This is a genomic window from Pseudarthrobacter phenanthrenivorans Sphe3, from assembly GCF_000189535.1.
GTDB lineage: Bacteria > Actinomycetota > Actinomycetes > Actinomycetales > Micrococcaceae > Arthrobacter > Arthrobacter phenanthrenivorans.
Genome location: NC_015145.1, coordinates 1,358,596 through 1,374,452, shown reverse-complemented (window position 1 = coordinate 1,374,452; position 15,857 = coordinate 1,358,596). Strand labels below are relative to the sequence as shown.

Below are 15,857 nucleotides of genomic sequence, written 5' to 3'. Positions count from 1 at the left end.
TTGCCGCTCCTGGCGGAGCGGCTGAGACCTGATATTGAGAAGTACTGCCCGCCGCGCCGGCATTTGCGGCCAGCCGGGCAGTCCTGCCCGGTGGCAAGCTTACCGGCGGGCAGCTGGTGCCGCGATGGGGACCCCTGCCCACGGCAGACGCTCGGCGTCCACCGCCGCACCGACTATACCGCGAAAGACCATCAACTGGAGAAACTCTTTCCCGACGTTGCCACAGCACGGACCGAGGTGTCTCAGTCGAGCACGAGGCCCTTGCCTAGCCCCCGGCTGAGGCGGACAGGCCGGATTTCCCCGAACCCGCGCACGTTCTCGGGTGGCTGCGGCACCAGCACAAAGCGTTCGTCGTGTTCCAGGGCGGATGCCGTCATCGAGTCCACCAGCACCGTTCCCGGATCGGCAAGGGTGGTGAGGCGCGCAGCGAGGTTGACAGTGGGACCGTAGATATCGCCGAGCCTGGACAGGATCCTTCCCCACACCATGGCCACCCGTGCCTCCGGGAGGATCTCGTCCTCGGTGAAGGCCTGGGCGAGGGCAAGGGAGATTTCAGCGCCGGCCGCAGGGGTTTCGGCGATATACAGGACCTCGTCACCCACGGTTTTGACCAGGCGCCCGCCGCCAACGGAGATGATCTCGGCGCACTTGTTTTCAAAGCGCTGGACCAGCCGGGCCAGGGTCTTTTCGTTCATGCGCCGGGACAGGCTGGTGTAGGACACCAGGTCAGCGAAGCCCACGGCACGTGCCAGCGGCAGGGGCGCGTCGTCCTCGTCACCCTCACGGCCTTCCTCGCTGGCCTGCAGTCCGGCCTCGGCGCGGACGGCGAGCCGTTGGACGCCGGCGTTGAGCTGCCGCCGCCAGGAGTAGACCAGGATATCCTCGAGCGCATCCACCAGGCCGGGAAGTTCGTTCACCAGCCGCTTGCGGGCCACGGCGTCCGTCACCCCCTGCTCGTGGACCATGTCTTCCACCAGCGCTTCGATCTGCCACACCACCATGCGGTCCGTCATCTGGCCGATGGCACGCGTGACGGAGATGGCTGCTTCCTCGGTCAGCTTGCCGGAGCGCACCAGGTCCACCACGGTGGACAGTGCGGCCTGGTCGCGTTCGGTGAAGGCAACGTCTTCATCGCCGAAGTTGGGGAATCCCAGGGCCCGCCACAGCTTGCGGGCCGACAGAAGGGACAGGCCGGCGCCGGCGGCAACTTCACGACGGCGGAGCTTGCGTTCCCCGCCGAGGAGCCTTGACTCCAGGGCCTTCATGGCGAGCCGTTCGGCGGACATGGTGCCGGTTGCTGGATGTGCATCCGTCGGGGGCGGGGGCGTGATGGAGTCCACGCGGTCCTGCTGGTCCTCATCGTTCATCCCGTCCACCTTCTCTCAGTTCCCATGGCAATGCTCCGGCGGGGTAATCCAGTGTTCCGCCGGCCTGGCCGTCATGTTCCTCGGGCAGTTCCTCGATGGCGTCGAGGATAAAATCCCGGAACCTGGCAACCTCCGGCACGTCCCGTAAAGTCACCACGCCCTGATACCCGGTTTCCAAGGATATATTCCCGGAGCGCAACAGGCGTTGAAGTACCGATTCGTGGACAGTCAAGTTGCGCACGGACGCCAGGTTCACCTGCTGGTCCAGCCGCCGCATCATGCCGGACCTGGAAACGATCCGGCGGCTGGTGAGCGTGTACCGGGTGCCCTGCCAGCGCAGCAGCCGCGGCAGGCAGTAGCCCAGCCACACCGCCGCCACGGCCAGGACGCATCCGGCCACCAGCCACGGCGTCCACCGCGCGTTGAGTCCGGGCATCAACCGCTCCGCTTCCCCGCGGACCACCCAGGCGGCGGCAAAGGCGGCCACGGCCGGCGAAAGGATGAAGGCTGCTGCCGCCCCGGCCAGCTTCCTCGGCTGCGGGCGGGTGGTGACAATCACCTGCTCGCCCGGGACGAGGTCTTTACGCATAACCGCCCTGGCCGGACCCGTCCGGGGAAGCCCAGGGCCGCAGATGCACCACATCGCCCGCTGTCACCACATGCTCCCGGGACTCGCGGTCCACCACCAGCAGGGACCCGTACTCGTCGAGGCGGGACGCATGGCCGATAATTTCATGGTCACCTGGCAGCTGGGCCCGCACCTGCTTGCCCAGGGTGGTCATGACAGCCTCCACCCGCTTGTGCAGCGACGGGCCGCCGGCCAGCCCCGCAGCCGGGTCGCCGTCCGCGTTGCAGAAGCCGCGGTAGAGCACGGCGAAGTGCGAGAGGTAGCTCTTCAGTAGTTCCGTCCGGTCTGTCGTGACAGGGGATTCCAGGGCCACCGACGTAGCGGTGGGAACCGGGAGTTCATCCTCCCGGAGGGTTACGTTCAGGCCGGTCCCCAGGATGACGGGCGGTACCGAGCCGTCCACCATGGGCCCCAGCTGGGCCAGGATTCCGGCGATCTTTTTTCCGCGCACCAGGACGTCGTTGGGCCACTTGAGCTCGGCGGGCAGGCCGGCCGTTTCCAGCAGGGTTTCCCGGAGGGCCAGGGCGCCGATGAGGGACAACCACGAATAGGTCTGCGTGGGAAGGGGCCGGCCTTCGGCGTTCACCGGCCGCAGGACAACGGAAACGGACACCGAACTCAGCGGCGGTGCTTCCCAGCGCCTGTCCAGGCGTCCGCGGGCGGCCGTCTGGTACTCAGCGGTCAGCACCGACATATCCGGCCAGGCCGAAGGCTCAACCGTGACTGAACGGAGGAGGTCGGCATTGGTGGAACCGGTGGAGTCCACCACCTCAAGGCGGGGGATGCCGTTGGCGGACAGGAACTGCTGGTCCGCGAGGTCCCTCCGGTTCAGCGGCGTGCCGGGGGCTTGTGCGTCGTCCATACCTAAACTGTACCGACCCGGGCCGGGGGTTCCGCCTACAGGAAGATGTCCGGAACCAGCCCGTCCTCGGGCGCCCCCAGGCTGTACGGGCGGAAGTCTGAAACCCCTGCAGCGGCGAGCACCTCCTCGTCCGTGTAGAAAATCCCGCTGGGCCGCGCCCCCGTTCCCAGGTTGCCGCCGGTGAGCACGGCGTGTGCAGCGTCAGCCATGATCTGCGGGCGTCGGGCGGCCTGCACCATAACCTCGCCCTGCGGCATGTTCCTGATAGCCGCGGTGTCAATCAGGGTCCGCGGCCACAGCGAATTGACCGCAATGCCGTCTGCTTTCAGTTCCTCGGCGAGCCCCAGGGTTGTGAGGCTCATTCCGTACTTGGCCATGGTGTAGGCCAGGTGCTTTCCGGCCCAGTGGGGATCCAGGTTCAGGGGAGGGGAAAGTGTGAGGATGTGCGCCTGGACGGAGGCCCGAAGTGCAGGCAGTGCGAGCTTTGACATCAGGAACGTTCCGCGGACGTTGATGTCCTGCATCAGGTCGTACTTTTTCATGTCTACGTCGTCGGTGCGGGAGAGGTCGATGGCGGAGGCGTTGTTGATAACGACGTCGATGCCGCCGAAGCGGTCGACGGCGGCCGCAACAGCGCCCGCCACGTCGTCGTCATTCCGGACGTCCCCCACGAGCGGAAGCGCCTGGCCACCGGCTGCAACCAGCTGTTCCGCTGCCGTGAACACCGTGCCGGCAAGTTTTGGATGGGGTTCACCCGTCTTGGCCATCAGCACGATGTTGGCGCCGTCCTGGGCGGCACGAAAGGCGATGGCCAGGCCGATCCCGCGGCTTCCACCGGAGATCAGGAGGGTGCGGCCGCCCAGTGATCCTGCGGCCTTGTAGGGACTGGCGGGCAAGCCTGAAGCGTCGTTGCTCAAAGTCATGAGGAACACTCTAACCCAGCTATGTTACTTGTGAGTAACATTCGACCGCGGGCTGCGGCACGGCAGAAAATTGTAGGTTTTTCTACAGCAGCCGGTGCCAGAACCGTCACTAGACTTGCCAGCAGGGTTCGTTTTTTGTGTGGATGCTACTTAAGTCCCGCACGAGACCTGCCAGTACCATGCACCACAGAGTCCATCTGCTACAGAGCCGGAGATACTTGATGAGCCACGATCTGACAACGACAGCGGGAAAGATCGCCGATTTCCGCGACCGCCAGGCGCGTGCCGAACAGCCCTCCGGCCCCGAGGCAATCGAAAAGCAGCATGCGCGCGGCAAGAACACCGCACGCGAGCGCATCGCCCTCCTGCTGGACGAGGACTCCTTCGTCGAATTCGACGCCCTGGCCGTGCACCGCTCCACCGCATTCGGCATGGAGAAGAAGAAGCCGCTGGGTGACGGGCTGGTTTCCGGCTACGGCACGGTGGATGGCCGGCTCGTCGCTGTCTACAGCCAGGACTTCACGGTGTACGGCGGCTCCCTCAGCCAGGTCAACGGCGAGAAAATCGTGAAAGTGCAGGAGTTCGCACTGCGCAATGGCTGCCCTGTGGTGGGCATCCTGGACGGCGGCGGAGCCCGCATCCAGGAGGGTGTGGCCTCGTTGGCCATGTTCGCCGACATCTTCCGCAACAACGTCCACGCCTCCGGCGTGGTCCCGCAGGTTTCCATCATCATGGGTCCTTCAGCCGGCGGCGCCGCCTACTCCCCCGCACTCACCGACTACGTGGTGATGGTGGACAAGACCTCCCACATGTTCATCACCGGCCCGGACGTCATCAAGACCGTCACCGGCGAGGACGTGGACATGGAAACCCTGGGCGGTGCCCGGCAGCACAACGCCACCACGGGCACCTCCACGTACCTCGCCTCCGACGAAACGGATGCCATCGAGTTTGTCCGCGAACTGCTGGACTTCCTCCCCTCCAACAACCTGTCCGAGGCGCCCGTCCTGGAGCACACGCAGCAGCTGGAACTCGACGACGAGGACCTTGCGCTGGATGCCCTGATCCCCGACTCCGCCAACCAGCCCTACGACATGCGCACGGTGGTTGAACAGATCGTGGACGACGGCCACTTCCTTGAGATGCAGGCGCTGTACGCCCCGAACGTGATGATCGGCTATGGCCGGGTGGAGGGCCACACGGTGGGCATCGTGGCCAACCAGCCCCTTCAGTTCGCCGGCACCCTGGACATCGCAGCCTCGGAAAAGGCAGCCCGGTTCGTCCGCCACTGCGACGCCTTCAACATCCCCATCATCACGCTGGTGGATGTTCCCGGCTTCCTGCCCGGCAAGGACCAGGAATTCCAGGGCATCATCCGCCGTGGCGCCAAGCTCCTCTATGCCTACGCCGAGGCAACGGTTCCCAAGCTCACGGTGATCACCCGCAAGGCCTACGGCGGCGCCTACATCGTGATGGGCTCGAAGAAGCTCGGTGCCGACCTGAACCTGGCCTGGCCCACCGCGCAGATCGGCGTAATGGGCGCCCAGGGCGCCGTCAACATCCTGTACCGCCGCGACCTTGCGGCCGTTGCGGAGGCCGGCGGCGACGTCGAGGCCAGGCGCGCCGAGGTTATCCGGCAATACGAGGAGGAACTCCTCAACCCCTACCAGGCGGCGGAGCTGGGCTACGTTGATGCCGTCATCGCACCATCCGAAACCCGCCTGCAGATCATCAGGGGCCTGCGCGCCCTGCGTGACAAGCGTGCCAGCCTCCCCACCAAGAAGCATGGGAACATTCCGCTGTGATCCCCACCGAGCCTGCTGATGACAGCAATGCACCCGCTGAACCTCTGCTCTCTGTTGTGAAAGGGCAGCCGACGGCTGAGGAACTGGCGGCGCTCACCGCCGTCGTCCTTTCCCTCGGCGGCGCAGAACCTGCGCGCCCGGACAAGCCATCCGTGCGGCACTGGGTGCGCCGGCAGCAGCTCAGGCTGGACCCTACGCCCGGTCCCGGCGCCTGGAAGCGAAGCCGCGGCTAGCCTGATCTTTCGCAGCCGGGCGATTAGTCTCGGAGTGTGACTACAGACACTTCTCCTGCCACTCGCCCGCACACCCGCATCGACGCCGTCGCAGACGACTACACCGAGACGCTGATCAGGCTCAACCCGTCCTTCGCCACCACCCTCGGCATTCCCGGACACGAGACTGAATACCAGGACTTCTCCCCCGCCGGTATTGCGGGGTTCGCCGAAGCCGCCCGCAAGGCCCTTGCCGACCTGGAAGGCCTCGAGCCGGAGGACGACGTCGACGCCGTCACGCTGGACGCCATGCAGGAGCGGCTCGGCCTGCAATTGCTGATCCACGCCTCCGGCTGGGACTACGCCGACCTGAACAACATTGCTTCCCCGGCACAGGACATCCGCGCGATCTTCGACCTCATGCCCACGGAGACGGAGCAGGACTGGCGGCACATCGCCGTTCGCGCCGCCAACGTTCCGGCGGCCCTCCGCGGCTATACCGAGTCCCTGCGGCAGGCCAAGGACGCCGGACGGGTCGCTGCGGCCCGCCAGGTGAACATCGTCATTGAGCAGGTCACCAAGTACGCCGCGGCTGACGGCTTCTTCGCGAAACTGGCGGCAGGGGCAGCCACTGCCGCAGGCCCCCTGCCGGCCGCCCTTCAGGGAGAGCTCGACGCCGGTGCTGCCGCCGCCCGGGCAGCCTACGCGGAGCTGGCGGACTTCCTCCGCACCGGGCTGCTGCCCGCCGCGCCGGAGAAGGACGCCGTGGGGCGGGCACGTTACGCGCTGGCTTCGCGGTCATTCCTTGGCGCAACGGTGGACCTGGAAGAGACTTACGCGTGGGGCGTGGAGGAACTGGACCGGCTGATCGCCGAGCAGGAACAAGTGGCGGACACCATCAAAGCCGGCGCCACCATCGCCGAGGCCAAGGAGATCCTGAACAATGATCCCGCCCGCCAGCTGAAGGGAAAGGAAGCCCTGCGGGAATGGATGCAGGCGCTGTCCGACAAAGCCGTGGCCGAGCTTGCCGGCGTCCACTTCGACATCCCGGACGTCATGAAGAAACTGGAATGCCTCATCGCACCCACCGACGAGGGCGGCATCTACTACACCGGTCCCTCGGACGACTTCAGCCGCCCCGGGCGCATGTGGTGGTCCGTCCCGGCCGGCGAGGACACCTTCACCACCTGGGCCGAAACCACCACCGTCTACCACGAGGGCGTGCCCGGCCACCACCTGCAAGTCGCCACCGCCACCTACAGGCGGGAGCTGCTGAACAAGTGGCGGCGCAACGTCTGCTGGACCTCAGGCCATGGCGAAGGCTGGGCCCTGTACGCGGAAAAGCTCATGCAGGAGCTGGGCTACCTGAACGACCCCGGCGACCACATGGGCATGCTGGACATGCAGCGCATGCGCGCCGCCCGCGTGGTGTTCGACATCGGCGTCCACCTCGAACTTGAGGTCCCCGGGCGCTGGGGCTCCGGCACCTGGACCCCGGAGAAGGGGTACGAATTCCTCAAGGCGAACCTCCCCATCAGTGAGGGCCAGCTGAACTTTGAGTTCACCCGCTACCTGGGGTGGCCGGGACAGGCGCCCTCCTACAAGGTCGGCCAGCGGCTCTGGGAACAGATCCGCGCCGAACTCGAGGCCCGGCCAGGATTCGACCTCAAGGAATTCCATACGAGGGCGCTCAACATCGCCTCTGTCGGACTGGACACGCTCCGGCGGGCGCTGCTTACCTAGCCTTCGCGCGGCCGGGAGCGAGACATTAAGCACACCAGCACCGGGAATAAGTAACATAGCGCCCCTGCTCCCTTGATTTCACGCGGTTTTGCTGGTTTTAGGGGAAGTTGGGGAGCGTAATATTTCTCAATGTTCGTTCGTCGTGGTATGGGATGGGGGTCTAGCTTGTTCTGGTGAGCACTCAGACAAGCACCCCCTCCCCCGCAGGAAAGACCGGTTTCCAGCTGCCCAAATGGGCTGGCTCGTTCGGCTTCCAGATCATTGCCGCCCTCATCGTAGGGCTCGGCCTCGGCCTGCTGGCCAAGTACACCGGCAGCACCAAAGCCAGCCCCAACGCCCTCGGCGCCACGCTGCAGACCATCGGTTCCAGCTATGTGTCACTGCTGCAGACCGCCGTCGTGCCCCTGATCTTCACCGCCGTGGTCAGCTCCATCTCCAACCTCCGCCAGGTGTCCAACGCTGCCAAGCTGGCCTGGAACACGCTTCTCTGGTTCGCCATCACCTCCCTGATCGCCGTGCTGATCGGCATCGGCCTGGGCGTCCTGCTGCAGCCGGGGGCCAACACCGGCATCACCGAGGAAGCCAAGTACGCCGGCAAGTCCGGTGACTGGTGGGCCTTCCTGGTGGGCCTGTTCCCCAAGAACTTCCTCGGCCTGGGCGCCAGCTCCACCGTTGCCGAGTCCGGCGCTGTCACCACCGCTGTCAGCTTCAACGTGCTCCAGATCCTGGTGATCGCCATCGCCGTCGGTGTTGCCGCCCTCAAGGTGGGCAAGGCTGCCGAGCCGTTCCTGAACCTGAACGCCTCGGCCCTTGCCGTGATCCAGAAGGTCCTCTGGTGGATCATCCGCATCGCACCGCTGGGCACCGTCGGCCTCATCGGCAACGCAGTTGCAGTCTACGGCTGGGACACCATCGGGTCGCTGGGCAAGTTCACCTTCGCCATCTACGTAGGCCTGGCCCTGGTGATCTTCGCGGTCTACCCCATCCTGGTCCGCGCCCACGGCCTGTCCATCAAGCAGTACTTCTCCGGTGTCTGGCCGGCAGTGCAGCTTGCGTTCGTCTCCCGCTCCTCCGTAGGCACGCTGCCCCTGACCCAGCGCGTCACCGAACGCAGCCTGGGCGTCCCCCGCGCCTACGCTTCCTTCGCCGTGCCGCTGGGCGCCACCACCAAGATGGACGGCTGCGCCGCGATCTACCCGGCAATCTCGGCAATCTTCGTGGCCCAGTTCTTCGGCATCCAGCTGGACTTCACCCAGTACCTGCTGATCGCCCTGGTCTCGGTCCTCGGCTCCGCGGCAACCGCCGGCACCACGGGCGCCGTGGTGATGCTTACGCTGACGCTCTCCACGCTGGGACTTCCGCTGGCCGGCGTCGGACTCCTCCTGGCGATCGATCCCATCCTGGACATGGGACGCACCGCGGTGAACGTGGCCGGCCAGGCATTGGTCCCCACGATCGTGGCCAAGCGCCAGGGCATCCTGGACGAGGCGCTGTACAACGCTCCGCGCAACGGCACCCCGTTCGTGGACGACAGCGAGGCGGCAGCCGGCCCCACCGACGGAACCTCCACGGACACCACGTCGCGTCAGCTGGAGGATGCAAAGGCCTAAGGTCCTGCTCACCCTGCACGATGAAGAAGTCCCCGGGAAAATTCCCGGGGACTTCTTGCCGTTACGGGCCAGGTCAGTGCGAGCAACAGCCCAGGTCAGTGCCCGCCGCCACCAATGACGCCGTTCTCCACTGCCTTGGTGACCGCGTCAGCCTCGGCCTGTGTCAGCTTTCCGTCCGTCACCGCCTGGTCCAGCCGTGTCTTCAGGGCTGCGGCCTTCTCTGCCTGCCTTTCGCTCCGGAGCTCCTCCAGGGCGGCCGTGACCTTGGCCTCCTCGACGCCGAGCGATTCGGCCAGTGACTTGGCCACGGCCGCGTCGCGGGTGGCTGCATCCGGCTTCCCGCCCTCCGCCGGGCGCGAGGTGGGCCGGTTGGCCTCATGGAAGGCCTGAAGCGCCTCCGTCACCTTCGCTTCATCCACGCCGAGCTTCTCCGCAAGCGCGGAAGCCTGGGCAACGCCCCGCTCGCCGCCGCGGCCGCCGTGCTTGCCCATGCCGCCGGGCGCCGCAGTGCTGCCTTCGGCCGAGGCACTGGAGCTAACGCTTGGGGCGGGAGAGGGCGTGGTGGTTGCGGAGGCCATACCGGCAACTCCGATTCCGGCACCAAGGGCCAGCGCGGTGGCTGACAGGCCGAGGGTCATTTTCTTTGTGCGTGACATTGTTCTGTCTCCTGGATCCGCCGTCGGTGACGGCTGCTGATGAATCGTCCATCTCGGGACCCTCCCAGCATCGGCCGGCAAGTTCTAAGCAGGCTGTTCGCAACCTTTCATTCTCCTGTGAAGGCAAGTTGCGCAGAGTGCAAAGTTGCACATAGTGTAAATGCGTGACCGTATCTGCTGACTCCGCACCGTCGGGGGCGTCCCCCGCCCCGGCTGTCCCGCCGTCCCGCCGGGAGCTGAACAAAGCCGCCACGCGCCAGGCCATCACGGACGCGGCGCTGGACCTCCTGCGGAGCAAAGGACCGGGCAACTTCACGGTTGAGGACATCGCCGATGCCGCGGGAATCTCGCGCAGGACATTCTTCAACTACTTCAGCAGTACGGATGCAGCGCTGGCCTCCATCGTCCACGCGTTCCTGGACAACGCCATCCAACAACTGAGGCTGCGGCCGGCTGAGGAGCCTGTCCTGGACTCCGCCCAGGCCGCCCTGATGTCCCTTGCGGATCCCGAAGCGGTGTCCCCACTGGCGGAGCTGTTCACACTGACCCAAAACAGCCCGCTCATGGCGAATACGGAACTCCAGGCCTGGGACCACTGCCGGGAGCAGGTTTTTGCTGTGGCACGGGAACGCGTGGCCGGAACGCCTGGCGGAAAGGACGAACTGTACGTCCATGCCCTGGCCGGCTCCGTCATGTCCTGCGGCAAGGCAGCCATGGAGGTCTGGTTCAGCCGCCGCGGCGCAGACCTCTCACCCGGATCCCTGGCCGAGCTCAGGCAACTGCTCATCGACGCCATGGCGCTGCTCGGCTCCGGCTTCACGCCAGGCAACCTGGCCCCCTCACCTTCACACTCCCGTTCCTCCTGATCAGATCGGTTCCCCGCATGGCACTGTTCCTTTACCGCCTGGGCAAGTTCTCCTACCGCCGCCGCTGGCTGGTGATCTCGCTGTGGCTTGCCGCCCTCCTGGCCGTCGGTGGCGCAGCAGCCGCCTTCCACGGCACCCTGTCCAACAACTTCCAGATCCCGGGCACGGAGACCCAGCGGATCGCGGACAAGCTCAAGGAAGAGCTTCCTTCAGCATCCGGAGGCACCGCGACCATCGTCTTTGAGGCCCCCGACGGCGGATTCACGGCGGAGAGCCGGGCGGCCGTCACTGACGCGCTGGAGAAGCTCGAGACCGTCCCCGATGTCCGCGGCACCGTAGACCCCTTTGCCACGCAGGCGCAGGTGGACCAGGCCGAACAGGCAATTACCGACGGCGAGCAGCAGCTTGCCGCAGGCCAGGCACAGCTGGATGCCTCCCGGGCCCAGCTTGAAGCCGGCAAGGCACAGCTGGACGCAGCGGAACAGCAGCTCGCGGCCGCCGGTGCCCCTGCCGCCCTCGTGGAGGCACAGCTGGGGCAGCAGAAAGCCGCCCTGGCTGAGGGGCAGGCGAAGCTCGACGCCGGAGCGCTGGAACTTGAAGCCAACAAAGCAAAGCTCGAACTGGGCAAACGGCAGGCAGAGGCCTCCTCGGCCATCCGCTTCGTGTCCGAAGATGGCCGGGCCGCCGTGGCGCAGGTGCAGTTCAACACGTCGATCAACGGTTTGAGCACGGAGGTGCGCCAGCAGGTCCAGGACATCGCCCACGAAACCTCCGCTGCCGGCGTCACCGCCTACGCCAGCAAGGAGATCACCGAGGACATCTCGGAACTCTTCGGCGCCGCGGAAATCATCGGCATCGCCGTCGCGGCCCTGGTCCTGATCATCATGCTGGGAACCCTCATCGCAGCAGGGCTGCCGCTGTTGATGGCCATAGTAGGAGTGGGCGTCGGCGTCGGCATCACCTTCGCGCTGTCCGGCTTGTTCGACATGAGCTCCATCTCCCCCATGCTGGCCCTGATGCTCGGCCTGGCCGTGGGCATCGACTACTCCCTCTTCATTGTGAACCGGCACCGGACGCAGCTGCTGGCCGGAATGGATCCGGAGCAATCCGTTGCCCGGGCCACCGGCACGTCCGGCAACGCAGTGGTGTTCGCCGGCCTGACCGTAATCATCGCCCTGGCCGCCCTGGTGGTCCCCGGGCTGCCGTTCCTGACCGTCATGGGCCTGGCCGCCGCCGGAACCGTGGCCGTGGCGGTCCTGGTGGCCATCACCCTGACACCGGCCATGCTGTCGCTGATCGGCCGCCGCATCATTTCGCGCCGCGCCTGGGCCAAGGCTGATGCCCACAACGCCGAACCGGGCCACGAAGCAGCCGATGCAGCCAAGGACCGCGAGCGCAGCACCCACGGCTGGGGCGGCCTGGTCACCCGGCACCCCATCCTGGCACTCCTTGCCGGCGTGCTCCTGCTGGGCACCCTCGCGCTGCCTGCCACCCAGCTGCAGCTTGCACTGCCGGACGGCGGGTCCGAACCGGTGGACTCCGAGGCCTACCAGGCGTACGACCTGACTGCACGCAGCTTCGGCGAAGGCGTCACCGGCCCCGTCGTGGCGGTGGGCGAGTTCCCCGCCGGGCTGGACGAGGCCCAGGCCCAAACCCTGCAGTACGACGTTGCCGACAAGCTCCGCGCCGTGGACAACGTGGTGGCCGCCGTGCCGGTTGCCCTGAGCGAGGACCGCCGGACTGCCGTCTTCCAAGTCATCCCCCGGGAGGGCCCGGCCAGCGCCAGCACCGTCCAGGTGGTTTCTGAGCTTCGCGGCCTGAACGACGAAATCCAGTCCGAGTACGGGGTGGCGATGGGACTGACGGGGCAGACCGCCGGAAACATTGATGTCTCCACCAAGCTCGGTGACGCCCTGCCGCCCTACCTGGCCATCGTCGTCGGCCTTTCCCTGATCCTCCTGCTGCTGGTGTTCCGCTCCATCGTGGTGCCCCTGCTCGCCACCGGCGGGTTCCTGCTCTCCCTGGCTGCCGCGTTCGGCGCCGTGGTGGCCGTGTACCAGTGGGGCTGGCTGGGCAACGTGTTCGACGTCGCCAACCCCGGCGCCGTCCTCAGCTTCCTGCCGATCATCCTGATCGGTGTGCTGTTCGGCCTTGCCATGGACTACCAGGTGTTCATTGCCTCCGGCATGCGCGAGGCCTACATGCACGGGTCCGCGGCCAAGGAAGCAGTGCGGGTGGGATTCAGCCACGCCGCCGCCGTGGTGACTGCCGCAGCGATCATCATGGTCAGCGTCTTTGCCGGCTTCATCTTCAGCCACCTCACCATGGTCCGGCCGCTGGGCTTCGCCATGGCATTCGGCGTGCTCCTGGACGCCTTCGTGGTCCGCATGACGATTGTGCCCGCCGTCATGTACCTGCTGGGCAAAAAGTCCTGGTGGCTCCCCCGCTGGCTGGACCGGATCCTGCCGGACGTGGACGTGGAGGGTGCCCAGCTGGCGAAGCTGGACAGCGGCCATGCCAGGCACGCCAAAGCGGCCGAGCCGGTCCATTAGGCTGGAACCGTGGTCCGCCTGATTCTTGCTTCCCAGTCCCCCGCCCGCACCAAGCTCCTCACCGAGGCCGGCATCCGGCACACCGTCCTGGTCTCGGACGTGGATGAAGACGCCGTGCAGGCGCGGTACGGCGTCACGGATCCGCATGACACCGCCCTGCTCCTGGCCCGCGCGAAGGCTGAGGCTGTGGCGGCGCTTCCGGAGGCGGAGGGCGCGCTGGTCCTGGGCTGCGACTCGGTGTTCGAGTTCGACGGCGAGGCCCACGGGAAGCCCTACACCGCCGCGGTGGCCCGGGAGCGGATGCTGCGCATGAGCGGCAACACAGGCGTGCTGCATACCGGCCACTGGCTGGTGGACTGCCGGGACACGGATCCGGACGACGACGGCGGCGGGGAACAGGGCTCCGGCGCCACTTTGGGTACGGTTGCCTCAGCCGCGGTGTCCTTCCTGGAGATGGAACCGGCCGAGATTGACGCGTACATCGCCACCGGCGAGCCGCTGCAGTGCGCCGGGTCCTTCACCATCGACGGCCTGGGCGGGGCGTTCATCAGGAAGGTCGACGGCGACCCGCACACCGTCGTCGGGCTTTCCGTCTCCACGCTTCGGGACCTGCTGTCCTCGGCGAACGTCCGCATCACCGAGCTCTGGTCCGCCTGACCGGTCTTGGGGCGCCGGCGCAAAATCCCGCTACATTTCGTAGCGTCTTGTAGCTTCCCTACAAAGCTCGGCCCGTTTACACGCGGATTCCGCAAGTAATATCGGCGGAACCCTCAAAACCGCGCTAGGCTCCCTGAAGGAAAGAAGGAGACGCCTTGTCAGCAAATTTGGAGCAGTCCGCAGGAACCACGCAGTCGACCCTCACAAAGGTGCTGATCGCCAACCGCGGTGAAATTGCCGTCCGCATCATCCGGGCCGCACGCGACGAAGGCATTGCCTCCGTGGCGGTCTACGCGGACCCGGACCGCGATGCCCTGCACGTCCGCCTCGCTGACGAGGCCTATGCCCTGGGCGGGAACACGGCCGCCGAGTCCTACCTGGTCATGGACAAGATCATCGACGCCGCCCGCCAGTCCGGCGCCGACGCCATCCATCCCGGCTACGGCTTCCTAGCCGAAAACGCGCAGTTCGCTGCCCGCGTCATCGACGCCGGCATCACGTGGATCGGGCCCTCCCCGGAAGCCATCTCCGCACTGGGCGACAAGGTGCAGGCCCGGCACATCGCCGAGAAGGTAGGCGCTCCCCAGGTTCCCGGCACCGCCGATCCGGTGGAATCCGCCGAGGAAATCCTCCACTTCGTGGACCAGTACGGCCTGCCCGTGGCCATCAAGGCCGCCTTCGGCGGCGGCGGCCGCGGCATCAAGGTTGCCCGCACCCGCGAGGAAATCCCCGAACTGTTTGAATCCGCCGTTCGCGAAGCCACCGCCGCCTTCGGCCGCGGAGAGTGCTTCATCGAGCGCTTCCTGGACGCCCCCCGGCACGTTGAAACCCAATGCCTGGCGGACGCCCACGGCAACGTCGTGGTCGTCTCCACCCGCGACTGCTCACTGCAGCGCCGCAACCAGAAACTGGTGGAGGAAGCCCCTGCCCCGTTCCTCACGGAGGAGCAGAACCGGCGCCTCTACGAATCCTCCAAGGCCATCCTCAAGGAGGCGGGCTACCTGGGCGCCGGCACCTGTGAATTCCTGGTGGGCCAGGACGGCACCATTTCCTTCCTCGAGGTCAACACCCGGCTGCAGGTGGAGCACTGCGTCTCCGAGGAAGTCACCGGCATCGACCTGGTCCGCGAGCAGTTCCGGCTGGCCCGGGGCGAAGAGCTCGGCTACGGAGACCCCGAGGTCCGCGGCCACTCCTTCGAATTCCGCATCACGGGTGAAGACCCTGGCCGGAACTTCATGCCCGCGCCCGGGACCATCCGCGTGCTGAAGAACCCCACGGGCCCCGGCGTACGGATCGACTCGGGCGTCGAACAGGGCGACGAGATCAGCGGCAACTTCGACTCCATGCTCTCCAAGCTGATCGTCACCGGCGCCACCCGCACCCAGGCACTGCAGCGCTCCCGGCGTGCGCTCGAGGAGATGGTGGTTGAGGGCATCCCCACCGTCATCCCGTTCGACCTCGCAGTGGTTTCGAATCCGGCTTTCGCCCCGGCCGAGGGACCCTTCAAGGTCCACACCCGCTGGATCGAAACCGAGTTCGTCAACAACCTCCCGGCCTGGGCGCCCGACGGCGCCGCTGATCTGGAAGCCGCTACCGAGGACCGCCAGCGCGTGGTGGTGGAAGTGGGCGGCAAGAGGCTCGAGGTTGTCCTGCCCGCATCGCTGGGGTCCGTGGGAACCGGCGGCGCGGCGGCGGCCGGCAAGCCCGCCAAGTCCAAGAAGCGTTCCCGCTCCGGCGGCCCTGCTGCCGCTGCCACCGGCAACGCCCTGACGTCCCCCATGCAGGGCACCATCGTGAAGGTGGCCGTCACCAACGGTGACGTGGTGGCCGAGGGCGACCTCATTGTGGTCCTGGAGGCGATGAAAATGGAGCAGCCGCTGACCGCGCACCGCTCCGGAACCATCATCGGGCTCCAGGCCTCATCCGGTGAAACCGTGTCGGCCGGCGCCGTCATCGCCATTATCGAAGACTAGGCG

Annotated in this window: 13 protein-coding genes; 8 read left to right on the top strand and 5 right to left on the bottom strand. The window is 66.7% G+C overall.

The window, feature by feature from the left end; genetic code table 11:
- Window positions 1-242: 242 nt before the first annotated feature.
- The 4 genes from ASPHE3_RS06375 to ASPHE3_RS06360 are packed head-to-tail and all read right to left on the bottom strand — an operon-like array spanning window position 243 to window position 3,780.
- Window positions 243-1,367, bottom strand: a complete 1,125-nt coding sequence (locus ASPHE3_RS06375) for an adenylate/guanylate cyclase domain-containing protein (protein WP_013600410.1) — start codon at window positions 1,365-1,367, stop codon at window positions 243-245.
- Window positions 1,357-1,956 carry a PH domain-containing protein gene (locus tag ASPHE3_RS06370; protein WP_013600409.1) on the bottom strand — a complete coding sequence of 200 codons (600 nt, stop codon included), beginning with the start codon at window positions 1,954-1,956 and terminating at the stop codon, window positions 1,357-1,359. The genes ASPHE3_RS06375 and ASPHE3_RS06370 overlap by 11 nt, the downstream gene beginning before the upstream one ends.
- Window positions 1,949-2,857 (bottom strand): biotin--[acetyl-CoA-carboxylase] ligase, encoded by a 909-nt coding sequence (locus tag ASPHE3_RS06365; protein ID WP_013600408.1) that lies wholly within the window; start codon window positions 2,855-2,857, stop codon window positions 1,949-1,951. Before ASPHE3_RS06365 ends, ASPHE3_RS06370 begins: the two co-directional genes overlap by 8 nt.
- Before the next feature lie 35 nt (window positions 2,858-2,892).
- Entirely contained in the window at window positions 2,893-3,780 is an 888-nt protein-coding gene (locus ASPHE3_RS06360; RefSeq protein WP_013600407.1) for an SDR family oxidoreductase, read from the bottom strand.
- Window positions 3,781-4,001: 221 nt separating this feature from the next.
- Here ASPHE3_RS06360 and ASPHE3_RS06355 point away from each other — a divergent pair, with 221 nt between their 5' ends.
- From ASPHE3_RS06355 to ASPHE3_RS06340, 4 genes are all read left to right on the top strand, one after another.
- Complete coding sequence (locus ASPHE3_RS06355; RefSeq protein WP_013600406.1) at window positions 4,002-5,585, top strand: acyl-CoA carboxylase subunit beta; 1,584 nt, start codon at window positions 4,002-4,004, stop codon at window positions 5,583-5,585.
- Window positions 5,582-5,818 (top strand): acyl-CoA carboxylase subunit epsilon, encoded by a 237-nt coding sequence (locus ASPHE3_RS06350; protein ID WP_013600405.1) that lies wholly within the window; start codon window positions 5,582-5,584, stop codon window positions 5,816-5,818. The genes ASPHE3_RS06355 and ASPHE3_RS06350 overlap by 4 nt, the downstream gene beginning before the upstream one ends.
- 36 nt (window positions 5,819-5,854) lie before the next feature.
- Window positions 5,855-7,540 carry a DUF885 domain-containing protein gene (locus ASPHE3_RS06345; RefSeq protein ID WP_013600404.1) on the top strand — a complete coding sequence of 562 codons (1,686 nt, stop codon included), beginning with the start codon at window positions 5,855-5,857 and terminating at the stop codon, window positions 7,538-7,540.
- Window positions 7,541-7,713: 173 nt separating this feature from the next.
- Window positions 7,714-9,150: a dicarboxylate/amino acid:cation symporter gene (locus tag ASPHE3_RS06340; protein ID WP_013600403.1), complete on the top strand. Its 1,437-nt coding sequence runs from the start codon at window positions 7,714-7,716 to the stop codon at window positions 9,148-9,150.
- A 95-nt stretch (window positions 9,151-9,245) separates the two neighbouring features.
- Here the strand turns inward: ASPHE3_RS06340 and ASPHE3_RS06335 are convergent, their stop codons facing one another.
- Window positions 9,246-9,806 (bottom strand): hypothetical protein, encoded by a 561-nt coding sequence (locus ASPHE3_RS06335; protein ID WP_041652005.1) that lies wholly within the window; start codon window positions 9,804-9,806, stop codon window positions 9,246-9,248.
- 164 nt (window positions 9,807-9,970) lie between these two features.
- Between ASPHE3_RS06335 and ASPHE3_RS06330 the strand changes: the two genes are divergently transcribed.
- The 4 genes from ASPHE3_RS06330 (at window position 9,971) to ASPHE3_RS06315 (ending at window position 15,854) form a co-directional block, all read left to right on the top strand.
- The gene (locus tag ASPHE3_RS06330; RefSeq protein ID WP_013600401.1) at window positions 9,971-10,672 is read left to right on the top strand and encodes a TetR/AcrR family transcriptional regulator; all 702 of its coding nucleotides are present in this window, start codon (window positions 9,971-9,973) and stop codon (window positions 10,670-10,672) included.
- Window positions 10,673-10,689: 17 nt separating this feature from the next.
- Window positions 10,690-13,224, top strand: a complete 2,535-nt coding sequence (locus tag ASPHE3_RS06325; RefSeq protein WP_013600400.1) for an MMPL family transporter — start codon at window positions 10,690-10,692, stop codon at window positions 13,222-13,224.
- Window positions 13,225-13,233: 9 nt separating this feature from the next.
- Complete coding sequence (locus ASPHE3_RS06320; RefSeq protein ID WP_013600399.1) at window positions 13,234-13,881, top strand: Maf family protein; 648 nt, start codon at window positions 13,234-13,236, stop codon at window positions 13,879-13,881.
- A 155-nt stretch (window positions 13,882-14,036) separates the two neighbouring features.
- Window positions 14,037-15,854 carry an acetyl/propionyl/methylcrotonyl-CoA carboxylase subunit alpha gene (locus ASPHE3_RS06315; protein WP_049786047.1) on the top strand — a complete coding sequence of 606 codons (1,818 nt, stop codon included), beginning with the start codon at window positions 14,037-14,039 and terminating at the stop codon, window positions 15,852-15,854.
- Window positions 15,855-15,857: the final 3 nt, after the last annotated feature.